Raw genomic sequence first — 16,921 nt, forward strand, 5'->3', positions numbered from 1 at the left:
GCCATGGGAGGATGGGGACATGACCATGATGGGAGGGCGTTTCCCCCAGGGCTCCGACGAGGTCGGCCAGACAGTGGCGAGCTTTCCCACGTACGAGGCCGCACAGAAGGCCGTGTCGTCGCTGATCGCCGCCGACATCCCGGCGCGCGAGATCGCCATCGTCGGGCAGGGGCTGCGCTCGATCGAACGGGTCACGGGTCGCCTCGGCTATGCGTCGGCCGCGCGCTCGGGTGCCATCAACGGCCTGCTGCTGGGCCTGCTGTTCTCGGCGATCCTGGTCATCGGGTCGCCTTCCGTGCCGATCCAGGCGTTCGTCGGCGTGCTGTTCGTGGGCATCGCCATCGGCATGCTGATGAGCCTCGTCACCTACTCGTTCGTGCGCCGTCGCCGTGACTACGCGTCGGTCATGCAGGTGGTCGCCGATCACTACGAGGTCACCGTCACCTCGGCCAGCGTCCACCGGGCGCGCCAGGTGCTGGGGCCGCAGTCGGCGACGCCGCCCGCGGAGGTCGTCCGTCCTGCCGAAGCGGCGACCGAACCGCCGAAGTACGGTGAGCGGGTGTCGTCCCCCGATTCGTCCTCGGCGCCGGCAGGGCCCGCACGGCCCGCAGCCGAGCCGGCTCCCGACCACGAGCCTGCGGGCACACAGGACGACGACGGCGGTTCCCGCGCGTCCGGCGGCCCCGTGTCATGACCGGCGCGGTCCGCGAGCTGCGCATTCCCGTGGCGCTGCCCAGCGCCCAGGTCGAGGTCTCGGCCGACGTCACGCAGCCCGGGGACTCGTGGGCGTGCGTCGCACTCGCACACGGCGCGGGGGCCGGGTACCGGCATCCGTTCCTCGTGGGATTCGCCCGGGGGCTGGCCGGCGAGGGAGTCGCGACGCTGCGGTTCAACTTCCCCTACGTCGAGGCGGGGCGACGGATGCCGGGACCCGCGGCTCACGCGGTCGCCACGTGGGCGGCGGTCCATGCCGCGGCGGGCGAGCGGGCCGGCGGAGTCCCGGTGTTCGCCGCGGGGAAGTCGTACGGAGGGCGCATGGCGTCCATGGCCGCCGCGGAGGGGGTCATCGCACCCGCGGGGCTCGTGTACCTCGGGTACCCGCTGCATCCGCCCGGAAACCCCGAGAAGGCGCGCACCGCGCACCTGCCCGACGTGCCGCAGCCGCAGCTGTTCGTCGAGGGCACGACGGATCCGTTCATTGATCCGCACGAGCAGCTGGAGCGGGCCGTGGCATCGTGCCGGCGGGCGCAGATCGCGTGGGTCGAAGGCGGCGGGCACTCCTTCGAGATCAAGGGGCGCAAGCGCCCCGCGGACGAGGTCGGGGCGGAGCTCGCCCCCCTCGTCGCGGCATGGATGCGCGGACTCGTCTAGGCGCGTCGGCCGCGGGCCATCGCGTCAGCGGCCTGCCGCGTAGCCCTGCATGCCGCGCGGGTTCGCCGCCGCCCACAACACGCCCGACGCGGCGTCGCGGCCGACCGCCGACACGCGACCGAGCGACCAGTCGCCGGCGCGCGTCACGACATGGCCCCGGCGCTCGAGGCCCTCGATGACGTCGTCGCCGAGGCGGTCCTCGACGACGGCGCCGGCCGGTGTCCAGGTGCGCGGCCAGAACGACTCGGGCATCGCCGTGGTGTGCAGGGCGGGGGCGTCGATCGCCTGCTGCGGCGCGTAGCCGCCCACGATGATCCGCAGCAGCGCGAGAAGCTGCCACTGATCCTGCTGGTCTCCTCCGGGCGACCCGATGGCGAACTCGGGTGCGCCGTCTCGCAGCACGAGCGTCGGGGTGAGCGTCGTGCGCGGACGGCGGCCCGGGACGAGGGATGACGGATGCCCCGGTTCGAGCCACGTCATCTGCAGCCGGGTGCCGAGGCAGAAGCCCAGGGCGGGGATCGCGGGGGACGACTGCAGCCAGCCGCCCGACGGCGTCGCCGACACGATGTTGCCCCAGCGATCGATCACGTCCAGGTGGCACGTGTCGCCGCGCGTCTCGCCGTTGCGCCCGATGCGGGCTTCGCCGCGCGCGACCGTGGGCTCGCCCGTACCTGCGACGCCCGGGCCGTACGTCGTGCGCAGCGGCGGCTGGAAGCCGCGGCGGCCGTCGACCGTGCCGGGGCGGAACTGCGCGGACGCGCGTTCGCCGATGAGGTCGCGCCGCGCCGCGAGGTAGTCGTCGGCGAGGAGCGCCTCGAGGTCGACCTCCGCGTCGCCGAACCACGCGTCGCGATCGGCGAGCGCGAGCTTCTGCGCCTCGAGGATCGTGTGGGCACCGGCCTCGTGGGAGGGATCGAGCAGGTCGTCGGCGAGCGGCTCGAGGAGGGCGAGTGTCTGCAGCAGCGCGGGTCCCTGCGTCCACGCGCCCGCCTTGGCGATGGTGCGGCCGCGGAAGTCGCGCGTCACCGCCGGCTCGTATCCGGCCTCGAACGCCGCGAAGTCCTCGAGGTCCATGACACCGCCGTGGACCGCGCCGTCGGAGTGGCGGTGGGGGGTCGCTCCGAACGCGGTGGCCTCGTGGGCAACGATGCCGGTGCGCCACTCCCGGCGCGCCGCCTCGATACGGGCCGCACGCCCCACCGGGCCGTCGTCGCGCACCGCGCACGACGCGTGGACGAGCCCGTCGAGCACGGCGGCGTACGCCGGGTTGCGCACGACGGTCCCCGTTGCGGGCGGCTCGCCATCGGGCATCCACAGTGCGGCGGAGGTCGGCCAATGGTCGCGGAACAGGTCGGCGACGCGCGCGATCGTCGCCGCGGCGCCCGCGACGAGCGGGTGCCCGTCGCGGGCGTAGCCGATCGCGTAATCCAGGACGTCGGCGAGCTCCCACGTGCCCTTGTCGCGCAGCAGCAGCAGCCACGCGTCGACCGCGCCCGGGACGGCCGCCGCGAGGGCTCCCGCGCCCGGGACGAGATCCAGGCCCTCGCTGCGGTAGTGCTCGATCGTGGCGCCGGCCGGCGCCGGCCCCTGACCCATCAGCACGGTCGGGGCCGCGGCATCCCGTTCCTGGAAGATCGCCACCAGGTCGCCGCCCGGCCCGTTCAGGTGCGGCTCCGCCACGTGCAGCACGAACGCGGCCGCCACGGCGGCATCGAACGCGTTGCCGCCGCGCTCGAGCACGGACTGCGCCGTTCCGGTCGCCAGCCAGTGCGTCGACGCCGACATGCCGAACGTGCCCGAGAGCGTGGGGCGCGTGGTGAACGCGGAGGGCGACGTGTAGGGCACGCGTCTGGTCCCGGTCCGCTCGCTCAACGACCGCCGCGGGCGATCCAGGCCTCCACCTCGTCGGCGGTGCGCGGAATGCCGGCCGACAGGTTCACCGCGCCCTCCTCCGTCATGAGGATGTCGTCCTCGATGCGCACGCCGATGCCGCGGTACTCCTCGGGCACGGTGAGGTCGTCGATCTGGAAGTACAGCCCCGGCTCGATCGTGAAGACCATGCCGGGCTCGAGGAGGCCGTCGTAGTACATGTCCCGGCGCGCCTGCGCGCAGTCGTGCACGTCGATGCCGAGGTGGTGGCTCGTGCCGTGCACCATGTACCGGCGGTGATGGCCGCCGCGGTCCGCGTCGAGCGCCTCGTCGGCGGTGACGGGCAGGAGCCCCCACTCGGCGACCCGGGTCGCGATGACGCGCATCGCCGCCTCGTGCACCGACCGGAACCGAACGCCGGGCTTCGCCGCGGCGAACGCCGCGTCGGCGGCCTCGCGCACCGTCTCGTAGATCTTGCGCTGGATATCGGTGAAGCGCCCGCTGACGGGAAGCGTCCGCGTGATGTCGGCGGTGTAGAGGCTGTCGACCTCGGCGCCTGCGTCGATGAGGATGAGGTCGCCCGGCATCACCGCACCGTCGTTGCGCGTCCAGTGCAGGTAGCAGGCGTGCGGCCCGGATGCGGCGATCGTGTCGTAGCCGACGGCGTTGCCGTCGCTGCGTGCCCGCTGGTGGAACACGCCCTCGACGACGCGCTCGCCGCGAGGATGCGCGGCGATGCCCGCCAGGTTGGCGACGATGTCGTCGAAGCCGTTCGCCGTCACCTCGACCGCGAGCCTCATCTGCTCGATCTCGTACGCGTCCTTGACCAGGCGCAGCTCCGACACGAAACGCGTGAGCTCGTCGTCCTCGTCGAGGACGACATCGCCGTCACGCGACTCGAAGTCGTCCACGTGCGCGGTGGCGAGCCCCAGGTCGGCGGCGACGCCGGCCAGCGCCGGCCGCGGGCCGATCCAGAACTCGCCGATCGAGGCATCCGAGTAGAACTCGCTCGTCGTGCGGTCGGCACGCTCACGGAAGTAGAGCGTGACGTCGTGGCCGCCCTCGGTGCTCGGTTCGAACACCAGCACCGCGCCGGGCTCGGAGTCGGAGGCCCACCCGGTGAGGTGAGAGAACGCGGAGTGCGCCCGGAACGGGTAGTCGGTGTCGTTGCTGCGCTGCTTGAGCTCACCGGCGGGGATGACGAGCCGTCGGCCGGGGAACGCCGCCGAGACCGCGTCGCGGCGTGCCGCCGCGAAGGCCGCCTGGGCGCGTGCGGGCGGCGTGGAGTCGGGGCGTTCCGCCCAGCCGGTCGAGATGGTGTCGAGGAATCCCTGCCCGTAGGGCTGACGCCGGTTGGTGGTGGTCGTGGGCTCGGTCGTGGAGGAGCCGGCTTCGGGTGCGGCGATCGTGTCGCCCGCGGTGCCCGTGGTCCGGTCGGCTGCGCTGCTCATACGACAAGTCTGGCACGCCGCGGAACCGGCGGGCAGGCGTCAGCCGGCCGGCTCGTACTGCACGATGAGGGGCCGATGGTCCGACCCCGATTCGTCGAGCGAGCGCAGCACGACCGAGCCGGACGGGCGCCAGTGCCGCGACGCCATCACGTGGTCGATCGGGGCGCCGAGGAGCGGGGGAAGGTCGACCGACCAGGTCCCGAGCGCTCCGTTGCCGGTGGCCAGCGCCCCGTCGGTGCAGTGCCCGAGCGTGGCGTCGCCGATGCCGAGGCCCGACATGTGGTCGACCGTCGCGTTGAAGTCGCCGGCCATGATGACGTTCGCGTCGCCGCACTGGTCGGCGAGCCAGCGCAGGTCGTCGCGCCAGCTCTCCATGTAGCTCGGCCGGGGAGCGACCGCATGGACGGCGACGACGATCGGCCCGTCGCCGGTGGTGGGCATCGCCACCGCGCTGGGGACGGTGGAGGTGTTGCTGCTGCCGTCGAGGGAGGACTCGATGACGGCGTAGTCGCCGAGCTCCGGCGAGATCAGCAGCGTCGTGGAGCCCGCATCCCACTCGGTGGAGGGGTCTTCGGCGTGATGCGCCCACATCCGGTGCCCGAGATCGCGCATCGCGACGGCGACCCGTTCCCCCGTCTCGATGGTGGTCTCGGGGAGCGCCACGATGTCGGCATCCATCGCCACCGCGATCTTGGCGATCGTGTCGGGAGAGGTGGCCGGGCCGGCGGTGTTCCACGTCATCACCCGCACGCTCGTCTCGGTCTTGACGGGGAGCGGTTCGGTGCCGGTGCTGCCCCGCAGCACGATGATGCCGCCGTTCGCGACCGCCGCGAGCCCGGCCACGAGGGCGAGCGCGAGGGCGAAGCCGCGCACGGGCCGCGCCAGGGCCAGCAGCAGCGCCAGCACGAGGGCGGCGGCGAAGAAGAGGACCACGACCCCGCGGAACGAGACGATCTGCGCGATCGGGAAGAGGCGCTCCACGCGGAAGAACCCGGGCCACGTGACGACCGCCGCCGCGATCGCGCAGAGCACGGTCACGAGGATCCCGAGCAGGCGAAGCACGTCGGCGAGCCTATGCGAGCAGGCTGGGAGATCGGTCAGCACGACCACGCGCGTCGCAGCGATACGCTCGGAGGATGCCGGGCACGCATCGCTTCGAAGGGCCGAGCGACCTGCACCTGCATTCGGCCTACTCCGACGGCACGCAGCCTCCCGCCGAGGTGATGGCCTCCGCGCACGCGCACGGGCTGCGCACGGTGGCGCTCACCGACCACGACACGACCTCGGGCTGGGCGGAGGCGGCCGAGGCGTCGGCATCCCTCGGCATGACCTTCCTGCCGGGGATGGAGCTGTCGGCGCGGCACGAATGGCGCAGCGTCCACGTGCTGGCGTACCTGCCGGACCCCGATGAGCCGGCGCTGCGCGCCGAGACCGCCCGCATCCGCTCGTCGAGGCTCGATCGCGCGCGACTCATGGCCGATCGCATCGCGCGCGACTACGACCTGGTGTGGGACGACATCCTCGCGCAGACCGGGGACGACGCGACGGTCGGCCGCCCCCACATCGCCGACGCGCTCGTCGCGCGGGGCCTCGTGCGCGACCGCGCCGAGGCGTTTGCGGGCATCCTCAGTCCCGCCGGCGACTACTACGTCGCGCTCTACGCGCCGGACCCCGTCACGGCCGTGGAGCTCGTGGTCGGCGCCGGGGGAGTGCCGGTGATCGCGCATCCCGCCGGCCGTGCGGGCCTGCTGCCCGCGAAGCTGCTGGAGCGGATGCTGGATGCCGGCCTCGCCGGGTTCGAGCTCGGTCACCGCGAGAACCGCGAACCGGGACTGCGCACGCTCCGCGAGATGGCCCGGACGCGGGATCTCATCGTGACGGGGTCGAGCGACTACCACGGACTCGGCAAGCCCAACCAGCCGGGCGAGAACACGACGGACGACGTCATGGTCGCCCGCATCATCGAGCGCGCGAGCGGCAACGCCCCCGTCTACCCGTGAGGGAGACGAGGGCGCTGCAGGTCACTCCGGCGTCAGCCGAGGGCCTTCGCCTTGAGAGCGTCGTACTCGGCCTGCGAGATGGTGCCCGCGTCGAGGAGCGACTTCGCCTTGGCGATCTCGTCGGCCGGGCTCGCGCCCGAGGCGCCGCCGGCGACCGACTTGATGTAGGCGTCCTGCGCCTGCTGGATCTGCTGCGCCTCCTTGGCGCTGCGCTCGGCCATCCCCCTGCCCCGGGAGATGAGGTAGACCAGCAGCGTCAGGAACGGCACGAAGATCAAGAAGATGATCCAGACCGCCTTGAGCCAGCCGTTCAGCTTGTGGTCGCGGAACAGGTCGCCGATGACGGCGAAGAGCGCGAACAGGTAGGCGACGAAGAAGAACGCCCACAGGAACCACCAGATGATGTCCCAGAACGAGCCCCAGAAGCCCTGGTACTGATACCCGGTGTTCATGACTTCGATGAACTGCACGATCGGCCTTTCTTGATGCGAGGTGACGGCGCGGATCCGCACCGCTTGCGCTCACGATAGCGCCGTCCTGCGCGCCCGTGGGGCGCAGATCGCGTGAAATCCGCCGCTCAGGCGCCGACCGCGGCGCCCCCGGCGGGAGCCGCACCGCCGCGACGGCGACGGCGCCGACGGGGCGCGGGCTTGCCGTCGTGGTGCTCCTTGCCTCCGCCGTCGTGGGTCCCGCGTCCGTCGGCCGGGCGCGCCGCGCTGTCGGCAGCCGGGTGCGAGCCGTCGGGAGAGACCGTCGCCGGGGCGCCCTCGGCGAACGTCGAGCCGACGCGGTCGCCCGAGCCCCCGGAGCCGCGGCGGCGCCGGCGGCTGCGACCCGGAGCGGCCGCAGCCGCCTCGGCCGCGGCATCCGACGCCTTCTCGGGCTGGACGCGCACCGCCTGCGTCTTGGGTGCCGTCGCGATGCGGCCCTTGGTCCCCGCGGGGATGTCGAGGTCGGTGAACAGGTGCGGGCTCGACGAGTACGTCTCGACCGGCTCCGGCTGGCCGAACTCGAGCGCGCGGTTGATGAGCGCCCACTTGTGCAGGTCGTCCCAGTCGACGAACGTCACCGCGATGCCGGTCTTGCCGGCGCGGCCGGTGCGGCCCGCTCGGTGCAGATACGCCTTCTCGTCGTCGGGGATGGTGTGGTTGATCACGTGGGTGACGTCGTCGACGTCGATGCCGCGGGCGGCGACGTCGGTGGCGATCAGGACGTCCTTCTTGCCCGCCTTGAACCCGGCCATCGAGCGCTCGCGCGCCTCCTGGCTCATGTCGCCGTGGACGGCGCCCGCGTTGAATCCGCGGTCGTTGAGCTCGTCGACGAGCTTCTGCGCGGCGCGCTTGGTGCGCGTGAAGATCACGGTCTTGCCGCGGCCGTCGGCCTGCAGGATGCGCGCGATGACCTCGTCCTTGTCGAGCGAGTGCGCGCGGTACACGAGGTGACGGATGTTCGCCTGCGTGAGGCCCTCGTCGGGGTCGTTGGCGCGGATGTGGATCGGGTTCGACATGAACCGGCGCGCGAGGGCGACGATCGGCCCCGGCATGGTGGCCGAGAAGAGCTGCGTGTGACGTGCCGTCGGCAGCTTCGAGAAGATCTTCTCGATGTCGGGCAGGAACCCGAGGTCGAGCATCTTGTCGGCCTCGTCGAGCACCACCTCGGTCGCATTCGACAGGTCCAGCAGGCGCTGGTTGTTGAGGTCGATGAGGCGGCCGGGGGTCCCCACGACGATCTGCGCGCCGGCCTTCAGCTGATCGATCTGGCCTTCGTACGCCTTGCCGCCGTAGATGGCCACGACGCTCGTCGAGCGGTTCGAGGTCAGCATGTCCATGTCTTCGTACACCTGCACGGCGAGCTCGCGGGTCGGCACCACGATGAGCGCCTTCACGCCGTGCGCCGGCGCCACGCCCAGGCGCTGCACGACGGGGATGCCGAAGCCGAACGTCTTGCCGGTTCCGGTCTTGGCCTGCCCGATGATGTCCTGGCCGGGAAGGCCGAGGGGGATGGTCTGCTCCTGGATGGGGAACGCGTCGATGATGCCCTTGGCGGAGAGCGCATCGATGATGTCCTGATCGACGCCGAGATCGGCGAAGGTCGTCACGATATAAGCCTGTCCGGCAGTGAGATGCTGCCTGGTCCGTGCCCTGGCGCGGTGACGAATGCCCCTGCGCGGGCGGAAGTGCGATCCACGCCCTTCTCTCAGCCACAGGCGCGGGCGCCCCGATCCGACGCCGGGGCCGGGTTCCACGATACCGGACGCCCTAGGCTGTCATGCGTGGTGAAGTGGTTCTGGCAGCGGCGTGAGCGGGGGCGCAAGCTCCAGCTCCGGTCACGCGACGAGCTGAACGGCGCGAACCGCGTCGACTTCGAAGAGCTCGCGCCCGACATCGGCACGTTCCTCGGCCAGGCCGCCTACCTCCAGCTCGGGTTCTTCGAGACGCTGAGCGAGCTCATCCAGACCACCCCCGAGCTCGCCGAGAAGGAGGCGGTCTCCCGTGCGGCAGGCGCGGCGCTCACCAAGCACGAGGCCCTCGTCGCGCTCATCCGCGAGCGGGGCGAAGACCCCACCGCGGTGATGGCGCCGTTCCGCGAGCCCCTCGACGCGTTCCGCACCGCGACGCACGGCGTCCGCTCGCAGGAGACGATGCTGTCGGTGCACATCACGGCCGGCATGCTCGACGACTTCTACCTCGCGCTGTCGGCCAGCTACGCCGAGACGGGGGACCGGGTCGCGCAGATCCTCCAGGCCGACGACGACCGCCAGGCCATCGTCGACCTCGTCGCCCACGCGATCTCGGGCGATCCCGAACTCAAGTCGCTCCTCGCCCTGTGGGGGCGCCGGCTCGTGGGCGACACGCTGCTCATCGCGCGCGCGGCGCTGCGTCCGGCGACGCGGGGCACGGCGCGCGAGAAGGTCGAGCCGGTGTTCACCGAGCTGATGGCCGCGCACTCGCGCCGCATGGACGCGATGGGCCTCGCCGCCTGAGACCGCGGCAGCCGTGCCGCAGGCGTCAGCCGATTCCGAGCCGCTCGCGCTCGCGGGCGTCGTGCGCCACGCGCACGCGCGAGGTGAGGAGGATCGCGGGGTACGTGACGACGATCGGGACCACGAGCGCCGCCAGCCACGGCCACGGCGTGTCGACGCCGATGCCCAGCCACGTGAGGATCGTCCACGCGAGCCCGGCCGACGCGGCGCCGATCATCGGCGCGAGGACCACGCCGCGCGTGAGGCGCTGGTGCAGCTGGAAGTGGATGCCGACGCCGATGACGGCGCCGATGATGAACGCGAGCAGGATCTGCATCTTCGGCTCAGGCCACGAAGCCCACGCGGCGGGACTCCTCGGTGCCCAGCTCGATGTAGGCCAGGCCCGCGGTGGGGACGATGTAGGAGTTGCCCTTCGCGTCTGCGAAGGTCACGTGCGTGGCGCCCGCGTCGAGTGCGGCGGCGATGGACTTCTTGACGTCGGCTGCCGGCTCGTTCGTCTCGAAGTTGAGCTCGCGGCCGGTGTTCGCGATGCCGATGCGGATCTCCACGTGACTGACCTCCTGCGCGGGGCGACGGTGTGTGTGCCGAAAGGCTGAGGGCTCCCCGGGCGCATGGCAACTCTACGACACGCCACCGGGCGCACCGCCCGTCCGGCGGCACCGCCCGGAACGCTCTGGGCGAACGCGCGACGGCGGCCCGCGGACGCCGATGTCGCCGCCGCGCGCTACCGTCGAATGCATGCTGGCTGACGCGGGACTTGCTCCGGAGCGAGCCTCGACGTACGCGCCGGATGCGGCGCAGCGGGCCGTCATCGGGCTCGGCGCCGAGGCATCCGGGGTCGTCGTCGGCTCGCCCGGTTCGGGGAAGACCGCGACGCTCGTCTCCCGCGTGGCCGCGCTGGTCGAGGCGGGCGTCGATGCCGACGCGATCCTGGTGCTGACGCCGTCGCGGCAGACGGCGACGGCGCTGCGCGACCGGCTCGGACTGGCGATCGACCGCGCGACGGCCGGACCGCTCGCCCGTTCGGTCGCGTCGTTCGCGTTCCAGCTGGTCCGTGCGCACGCCGTGGCAGCCGATGCCGACCCGCCGCAGCTGCTCACCGGCGGCGACGAGGATCAGATCATCCGCGACCTCCTCGGGGGCGATGCCGAAGACGAGGCGGCCGGTGCCGGGCGATGGCCGGACTGGCTCGGCCCCGGCATCCGCGCCACGACGGGCTTCCGCACCGAGGTGCGCACGTTCCTGGCCGAGTGCACCACGCTCGGCATCGAGCCGGCCCGGCTGCGCGAGCTGGGGGAGCGTGACGACATCCCGGTGTGGACCGCGCTGGCGTCCTTCTTCGCGGAGTACCTCCAGGTGCGTGCGGGAATGCGCGGCGCCCACCGGGATGCCGCGGGTCTGGTGCGCGAGGCGGTCGGTCTGGTGCGCAACGCTCCGGCCGGCATCCCCGCGCTCGATCGCGTGCGCGTCGTCGTGGTCGACGACGCGCAGGAACTGACGCTGGGCGGCGTCGAGCTGCTCGAGGCCGCGCATGCGCGCGGCGCGGCGGTGCTCGCGTTCGGCGACCCCGACGTCGGCTCGGGCGCCTTCCGCGGTGCGACCCCCGAGAACTTCGCGCGCCTGGCCGCGACGCTCGGTGCCGTGCACGTCCTGCCCGGCGTGCACCGCGGGACGCCGTGGCAGCGCGAGCTCGTGCGGGGGATCACGCAGCGCATCGGCGCGGTGGGCGTCGTCGCGCACCGGATGCCGCCGGCCGAGGTCGAGCCGGACGCCTCGGTGCGCGCGCTCACGCTGCGTTCCGCCGCCGAGGAGTACGACGCGATCGCCCGCCTGCTGCGTGAGCGGCACGTGCACGGCGGGGTGCCGTGGTCGGGCTGCGCGGTGATCGCGCACGATACGCGCCAGGTCGCGGCGCTGGAGGCCGAGCTGTCGGCGCGGGAGGTGCCGGCGCGATCGAGCGGGCCCGGGCGCGCGCTGGGAACGCTGCGGCCGGTCGCCGACATCCTGCGCCTCATCGACCTCGCCGCGCGCGACGAGTGGACGTTCGAGGAGGTGTCGGCCGCGCTGGTCGGGACGTTCGGCCGCCTCGATGCGATCGAGCTCCGGCGGCTGCGCTCCGCCCTCCGTCACGCCGAGCTGCGCGCGACGAACGAGAGCAGGGCGGACCACGAGCGCTCGGGCCGCGAGCTCATCGTGTCGGCCATGCGCGAGCCGCTCGAGTTCGACCTCGTCGACACCCGCGAGGCTCGCCGCGCGGCGAGCCTCGCCCACACCGTGGCGGCGTTGCGCGAGGGGCTCGACCGCGGCGCGACCGTCCATGAGTTGCTGTGGACGGCCTGGGATCGCAGCGGACTGCAGCGCACATGGACCGAGCTCGCCCACGGCACCGGACCGCTCGCCGACCAGGCGAATCGCGATCTCGACGCCCTCGTGGCGCTGTTCCAGGCGGCCAAGCGGTTCGTCGAGCGCTCGCTCGACGCCGACCCGCGGGTCTTCGTGCGGTCGATCCTCGACACCGGTGTCGCCGAGGACCGCCTCGATGCGCCGACGCGCGACGACAGCGTCCGCATCCTCACGCCGGCCGGCGCGCTGGGGCTCGAGTTCGACACCGTGATCGTCGCCGGGGTGCAGGAGGGGGTGTGGCCCAACACCCGGCTGCGAGGGAGCCTGCTCGACACGTGGCGGCTGCCGGATGCCGCGAGCCGGGCCGGCGGCGAGACCGCGGCCGCGTTCGACCGGCGGCGGGCGGCGATGCACGACGAGCTCAGGCTCCTGGCCCGTGCGCTCTCCCGCGCGACCGACCAGGTCGTGGTGACCGCGGTCAACGACGACGACACCGGTCCGAGCGTGTTCTTCGAGCTGCTGCCCGACCCCGAGCCCTTCCCGCTGGACCACCCGCTGTCGCTTCGCGGGCTGGTCGCCCGCCACCGCCGGACGCTCACCGAGCCTGCCGCGCCGCGTCCCGCGGTCGATCGGGCCGCCGGCCAGCTGGCGCTGCTGGCGGATGCCGGTGTCGCGGGTGCGGCGCCGCGGGACTGGTACGGCGTGCTGCCGCCGACGTCGGCAGGCCCGCTGCGCGACCTGTCGCGCGAGGACGTGCGGGTCTCGCCCTCACGTCTGCATGCGCTCGAGGAATGCGAGCTCAACTGGGTGATCGGCGACCTGGGCGGCGATCCCGGCAGCACGACCGCGGGGCTGGGCACGATCATCCACGCCGCGCTGGAGCACGCCCGGGACTCGGACGAGGCCTCGCTGTGGGCGGAGGTGGAGGCGCGCTGGGGCGAGCTCGTGTTCGAGGCCGCCTGGCGCGATCGTGCCGAGCAGACGCGCGCGCGCGACCTGGTGCGGCGCCTGCACCTGTACCTGCACCGCTTCGAGCAGGCCGGCGGGCGGCTGATCGGGGCCGAGCCGCACTTCGAGGTCGCGATCCCGCTGGAGGGCGCCGTGGTGGCAGCGGCGGTGGGAGCGACGGAAGCGCTCGACGATTCCGCCGACGAAGGCCCGCCGCACCGCGTGCTGCTGTCGGGCTACATCGATCGGGTCGAGCTCACCCCCGAGGGCACGGTCGTGATCATGGATCTGAAGACGGGCAAGCGCGAGCCGCAGACCGACCCCAAGGTGCTCGACAATCCGCAGCTCGCCGCGTATCAGCTGGCGTTCGAGGCCGGTGCGATCCCCGAGGCGGTCGGCCATGCTCCCGGTGGCGCCAAGCTGCTCGTCCTGCGGCCGACCGCGACCAAGTCCGATTACGCGACGCCGTGGCAGCCGCCGTTCGACGACGAGCGTCGCGAGGCGTTCCTCTCGCGTATCCGTGCCGCTGTGGCGGTCATGCGCGGAACGCGCTTCACCGCACCGTACGAGGAGCACTGCCGCGACGACCACTCGTACGGGCTCTGCCGCATCCACACGATCGGCGCGGTGAGCGCCTCATGACCGCCGTGCCTCTGCCCGCGCTGCCGGCGCGGGTGATCGCCGCGGCGCTCGGCCAGTTCCCGCCGACCGAAGAGCAGACCGCCGTCATCGAGGCGCCGCTGGAGCCGGCGCTCGTCGTCGCCGGGGCCGGCAGCGGAAAGACCGAGACGATGGCGTCACGGGTGGTGTGGCTCGTCGCGAACGGCCTCGTCCGCCGCGACGAGGTGCTGGGCCTCACTTTCACGCGCAAGGCGGCCGGAGAGCTGGCCGAGCGCATCCAGCGGCGTCTGGCGCGGCTCGCCGAGTTCGAGAAGCGCGGCCTGCTGCCCTGGCTGACGTCGCTGGCCGAGCAGGGACGCCTCGAGGTCTTCGGTGAGCTGGAGCGGGCAGGCGCCGAAGCCGACCGCGGGGGCGCGGCGCGGCACGAAGCGATGGACGCGCTCGCCCGCGCCGTCGGCGCCGTGCCGCAGCCGTCGGACGACGACGCGCTGCTGCATCGTCCGGCGGTCGCGACGTACAACAGCTTCGCCGACCAGATCGTCCGCGAGCACGCCGTGCGCATCGGGCGGGATGCCGAGGCCGCAGTGCTCTCGGAGTCCGCGGCGTGGCTGCTCATGAGGAGGGTCGTCTTCGCGTCCGACGATCCGCGGCTGGAGACGCGCGGCGAGGCGGTGCGCTCGATCATCGACGCGGCGCTGCGGATCGCACGCGACGGCGTCGACAACCTCGTGGACTTCGATGTGCTCGCGGCGTTCCCGGATCGCTTCCGCTCCGTGCTCGAGCTGCCCTCGACTCGGAAGGGCACGGTCGTCTACGCCGAGGTGACCGACGCGGTCGACAAGGTCGCGGCGCTCGCACTGCTGTCCGACCTCGCTCGCGAGTACGACGCCGAGAAGCGCCGGCTCGGCGTCATCGACTTCTCGGACCAGGTCGCCGGGGCCCTCGAGGTGGTCGCGAGCCACCGCTCCGTCGCCGAGGAGCTGCGCGACCGGTACCGCGTCGTGCTTCTCGACGAGTACCAGGACACCTCCGTCGTCCAGACCGACCTGCTGGCGGCGCTCTTCGCCGGCACCGGGGTGATGGCCGTCGGCGACCCTCATCAGGCGATCTACGGCTGGCGCGGCGCGAGCGCCGGCAACCTCGGCGGGTTCGCGGCCGCCTTCGCGCCCGGTGGCGCGTGCGCGCAGTACTCGCTCCTGACGAGCTGGCGCAACAGCGAGTCCGTGCTCACCGCCGCCAACGCGGTGCTCGCCCCGCTCGCGGCGTCGGCCGCCGTGCCGGTGCAGGAGCTGCGCCCGCGCCCCGGCGCGCCGGCGGGAGTCGTCGAGCTGGGGTTCGACGCAGACCTCGACACCGAAGCCGATCGCGTCGCCTCGTGGTTCGCCCGCGTCCGCTCCGAACGAGCGCGGCAGGGCCTCGCGACGACCGGCGCGATCCTGTTCCGCAGCAAGAAGCACATGGTGCGCTTCGGCGATGCGCTGGGCCGTCGCGGCATCCCTCACCGCATCCTCGGGCTCGGCGGGCTGCTGTCGACGCCGGAGGTCGTCGACGTGGTGTGCGCGCTGCGGGTGATCAGCGACCCGTCCGCCGGATCGTCGCTCATCCGGCTGCTGGCGGGGCCTCGATGGAGCATCGGGCTGCCGGACCTGCGCGAGCTCGCGGCCCTGGCGCGCCGGATCGCGCGGCACGACTCGTCGCTGCAGCCGCTCGCGCCCGAGGTGGTCGAGCGCATCCGCGGCAGCGCGGGCGACGACGACGGGTCGCTCGTCGACGCGCTCGATTTCGTGCTGCGGCACAGCCCCGACCACGGCTGGCTCGCCGCCTTCACTCCCGATGCGCGGGAGCGGCTGCGCGACGCGGCCGCCGTGTTCGCCGGTCTTCGTCAGGCGAGCGGGATGCCGATCCCCGATCTCGTGCGCCTGGTCGAGCTCGAGCTGCGGCTCGACGTCGAGCTGGCGGCCAACGAGGCCCGCGGGCCGGCGCGCGTCGCTTCGGCCCAGCTGCGCGCGTTCGTCGACGAGGTGCATGCCTTCCTCGCCGCCGACGAGACCGGATCCCTGTCGAGCCTGCTCGCATGGCTCGAGCACGCCGAGCAGCTCGACGAGTTCGCGCCGCGCACCGAGCCTCCGGAAGACGACGTCGTGCAGCTGCTCACCATCCACGGCTCGAAGGGCCTCGAGTGGGACGCGGTCGCGGTGGTGCGCCTGGTGAAGGACGAGCTGCCGAGCGCCCCGCGCGACACCCGCGCGTGGCTCGGGTTCGGCGTGCTCCCGTATGCGTTCCGCGGCGACTCGGCGTGGCTTCCTGCGCTGGCGTGGCACTCGGCCGAGACCCAGCAGGACCTCAAGGCCGCGATCGAGGCTTTCGTCGATGCGAACCGGCAGCGTCAGCTCGAGGAGGATCGACGGCTCGCCTACGTCGCGGTGACGCGGGCGAGAGAGCACCTCCTGCTCACCGGCTCGCACTGGTCGGGCACCAAGCGGCCGCGCCCGCGCAGCGTCTTCTTCGCCGAGATCGCCGACGCACTCGGGGTCGCGCTCGCCGACGACGAGCCGGGCGACGACCCGTATCAGGGGGAGCGCCGGGTGCTGCAGTGGCCCATCGACCCGCTCGGCGCGCGGCGGGAGCGGTCGAGCGGGCGGCCGCGACCGTCGACGGCGCCCTCGCCGCCCCACGGCCCGAGCTCGACCGGCAGGCGGCGCTGCTGTGCCGAGCGCGATGCCCGCCGCGCGCGTCCGGCCCGCACCGCGCCCACCCGCATCGCCGCGTCGCGCTACAAGGAGTACGTCGCCGACCTCGAGGGCACGCTCGCGCGGATCGCGCGGCCGCTCCCGGAGCGCCCGTTCCGGCAGACCCGTCTGGGCACGCTCTTCCACGCGTGGGTCGAGCAGCGTTCCGGCCGCCCGGGACTGGGCGGCTCGCTCGACGACGCGCTGTGGGAGCTCGACGACGACGCGCCCGGCACGGAGGCGTCGACCGAGGACGCCGCCGCCCTCGCTGCGCTGCGCGAGCGGTTCCTCGCTTCGGAGTGGGCGTCCCTGCAGCCGATCGAGGTCGAGACCGAGATCGACTTCACCACGGTGGGGCCGGACGGTCTGCCCCACATCGTGATCTGCAAGCTCGACGCGGTCTACCGCCGGGAAGACCGCGACGGGCGCATCGAGATCGTCGACTGGAAGACCGGCGCGGCGCCGCGCACGCCGGCCGAGGAGCAGGAGCGGATGCTGCAGCTCGAGCTGTATCGGCGGGCGTACCACGCCAAGCACGGCGTCCCGCTCGACGAGATCGACGTCGCGCTGTACTACGTCGGCGAAAACGTCATCCTGCGCGGCTGA

At 73.0% G+C, this 16,921-nt stretch carries 13 protein-coding genes; 6 read left to right on the plus strand and 7 right to left on the minus strand.

Features of this window, described 5'->3' with window-relative positions:
- The first annotated feature begins 19 nt into the window (after nucleotides 1-19).
- Both IM778_RS06575 and IM778_RS06580 read left to right on the plus strand, forming a co-directional pair.
- Complete coding sequence (locus IM778_RS06575; protein WP_228484783.1) at nucleotides 20-694, plus strand: YflT domain-containing protein; 675 nt, start codon at nucleotides 20-22, stop codon at nucleotides 692-694.
- Nucleotides 691-1,371: an alpha/beta hydrolase family protein gene (locus tag IM778_RS06580; RefSeq protein WP_194411238.1), complete on the plus strand. Its 681-nt coding sequence runs from the start codon at nucleotides 691-693 to the stop codon at nucleotides 1,369-1,371. The genes IM778_RS06575 and IM778_RS06580 overlap by 4 nt, the downstream gene beginning before the upstream one ends.
- A 24-nt stretch (nucleotides 1,372-1,395) precedes the next feature.
- Here the strand turns inward: IM778_RS06580 and IM778_RS06585 are convergent, their stop codons facing one another.
- The 3 genes from IM778_RS06585 to IM778_RS06595 form a co-directional block, all read right to left on the minus strand.
- Nucleotides 1,396-3,156, minus strand: coding sequence for a gamma-glutamyltransferase family protein (locus IM778_RS06585; protein WP_194411756.1), 1,761 nt, complete (start codon nucleotides 3,154-3,156; stop codon nucleotides 1,396-1,398).
- 83 nt (nucleotides 3,157-3,239) lie between these two features.
- Entirely contained in the window at nucleotides 3,240-4,691 is a 1,452-nt protein-coding gene (locus IM778_RS06590) for an aminopeptidase P family protein (RefSeq protein WP_194411239.1), read from the minus strand.
- A 39-nt stretch (nucleotides 4,692-4,730) separates the two neighbouring features.
- Nucleotides 4,731-5,753, minus strand: coding sequence for an endonuclease/exonuclease/phosphatase family protein (locus IM778_RS06595; protein ID WP_194411240.1), 1,023 nt, complete (start codon nucleotides 5,751-5,753; stop codon nucleotides 4,731-4,733).
- A 74-nt stretch (nucleotides 5,754-5,827) separates the two neighbouring features.
- On the opposite strand from IM778_RS06595, the gene IM778_RS06600 reads away from it, so the two are divergent.
- A complete protein-coding gene (locus IM778_RS06600) occupies nucleotides 5,828-6,691 on the plus strand; it encodes a PHP domain-containing protein (RefSeq protein WP_194411241.1) in 864 nt (287 codons plus the stop codon).
- A 32-nt stretch (nucleotides 6,692-6,723) separates the two neighbouring features.
- Here the strand turns inward: IM778_RS06600 and IM778_RS06605 are convergent, their stop codons facing one another.
- Together IM778_RS06605 and IM778_RS06610 are read right to left on the minus strand one after the other, a co-directional pair.
- Nucleotides 6,724-7,143 (minus strand): SHOCT domain-containing protein, encoded by a 420-nt coding sequence (locus IM778_RS06605; RefSeq protein ID WP_194411757.1) that lies wholly within the window; start codon nucleotides 7,141-7,143, stop codon nucleotides 6,724-6,726.
- 125 nt (nucleotides 7,144-7,268) lie between these two features.
- On the minus strand, nucleotides 7,269-8,789 hold the full coding sequence (locus IM778_RS06610) for a DEAD/DEAH box helicase (RefSeq protein WP_194411242.1): 1,521 nt from the start codon (nucleotides 8,787-8,789) through the stop codon (nucleotides 7,269-7,271).
- 174 nt (nucleotides 8,790-8,963) lie between these two features.
- On the opposite strand from IM778_RS06610, the gene IM778_RS06615 reads away from it, so the two are divergent.
- Nucleotides 8,964-9,674: a ferritin-like fold-containing protein gene (locus IM778_RS06615; RefSeq protein ID WP_194411243.1), complete on the plus strand. Its 711-nt coding sequence runs from the start codon at nucleotides 8,964-8,966 to the stop codon at nucleotides 9,672-9,674.
- Between the two features lie 25 nt (nucleotides 9,675-9,699).
- Here IM778_RS06615 and IM778_RS06620 read toward each other — a convergent pair whose 3' ends face one another.
- Both IM778_RS06620 and IM778_RS06625 read right to left on the minus strand, forming a co-directional pair.
- Nucleotides 9,700-9,990, minus strand: a complete 291-nt coding sequence (locus tag IM778_RS06620) for a hypothetical protein (RefSeq protein ID WP_194411244.1) — start codon at nucleotides 9,988-9,990, stop codon at nucleotides 9,700-9,702.
- Between the two features lie 7 nt (nucleotides 9,991-9,997).
- Complete coding sequence (locus tag IM778_RS06625; protein WP_127820200.1) at nucleotides 9,998-10,222, minus strand: DUF3107 domain-containing protein; 225 nt, start codon at nucleotides 10,220-10,222, stop codon at nucleotides 9,998-10,000.
- A gap of 190 nt (nucleotides 10,223-10,412) precedes the next feature.
- Here IM778_RS06625 and IM778_RS06630 point away from each other — a divergent pair, with 190 nt between their 5' ends.
- On the plus strand, nucleotides 10,413-13,607 hold the full coding sequence (locus IM778_RS06630) for an ATP-dependent helicase (RefSeq protein WP_228484785.1): 3,195 nt from the start codon (nucleotides 10,413-10,415) through the stop codon (nucleotides 13,605-13,607).
- On the plus strand, nucleotides 13,604-16,921 hold the full coding sequence (locus IM778_RS06635) for an ATP-dependent DNA helicase (RefSeq protein ID WP_194411246.1): 3,318 nt from the start codon (nucleotides 13,604-13,606) through the stop codon (nucleotides 16,919-16,921). Before IM778_RS06630 ends, IM778_RS06635 begins: the two co-directional genes overlap by 4 nt.

Origin of the sequence: Microbacterium cremeum (assembly GCF_015277855.1) — a bacterium.
Classification (GTDB): Bacteria; Actinomycetota; Actinomycetes; order Actinomycetales; family Microbacteriaceae; genus Microbacterium; species Microbacterium cremeum.

Excerpts from the sequence above, each read along its gene's own strand:
- IM778_RS06585 (WP_194411756.1), bottom strand. The coding sequence starts at position 3,156 with ATGTCGGCGTCGACGCACTGGCTGGCGACCGGAACGGCGCAGTCCGTG.
- IM778_RS06580 (WP_194411238.1), top strand. The coding sequence starts at position 691 with ATGACCGGCGCGGTCCGCGAGCTGCGCATTCCCGTGGCGCTGCCCAGC.
- IM778_RS06575 (WP_228484783.1), top strand. The coding sequence starts at position 20 with ATGACCATGATGGGAGGGCGTTTCCCCCAGGGCTCCGACGAGGTCGGC.
- IM778_RS06620 (WP_194411244.1), bottom strand. The coding sequence starts at position 9,990 with ATGCAGATCCTGCTCGCGTTCATCATCGGCGCCGTCATCGGCGTCGGC.
- IM778_RS06590 (WP_194411239.1), bottom strand. The coding sequence starts at position 4,691 with ATGAGCAGCGCAGCCGACCGGACCACGGGCACCGCGGGCGACACGATC.
- IM778_RS06605 (WP_194411757.1), bottom strand. The coding sequence starts at position 7,143 with ATGAACACCGGGTATCAGTACCAGGGCTTCTGGGGCTCGTTCTGGGAC.
- IM778_RS06630 (WP_228484785.1), top strand. The coding sequence starts at position 10,413 with ATGCTGGCTGACGCGGGACTTGCTCCGGAGCGAGCCTCGACGTACGCG.
- IM778_RS06635 (WP_194411246.1), top strand. The coding sequence starts at position 13,604 with ATGACCGCCGTGCCTCTGCCCGCGCTGCCGGCGCGGGTGATCGCCGCG.
- IM778_RS06600 (WP_194411241.1), top strand. The coding sequence starts at position 5,828 with ATGCCGGGCACGCATCGCTTCGAAGGGCCGAGCGACCTGCACCTGCAT.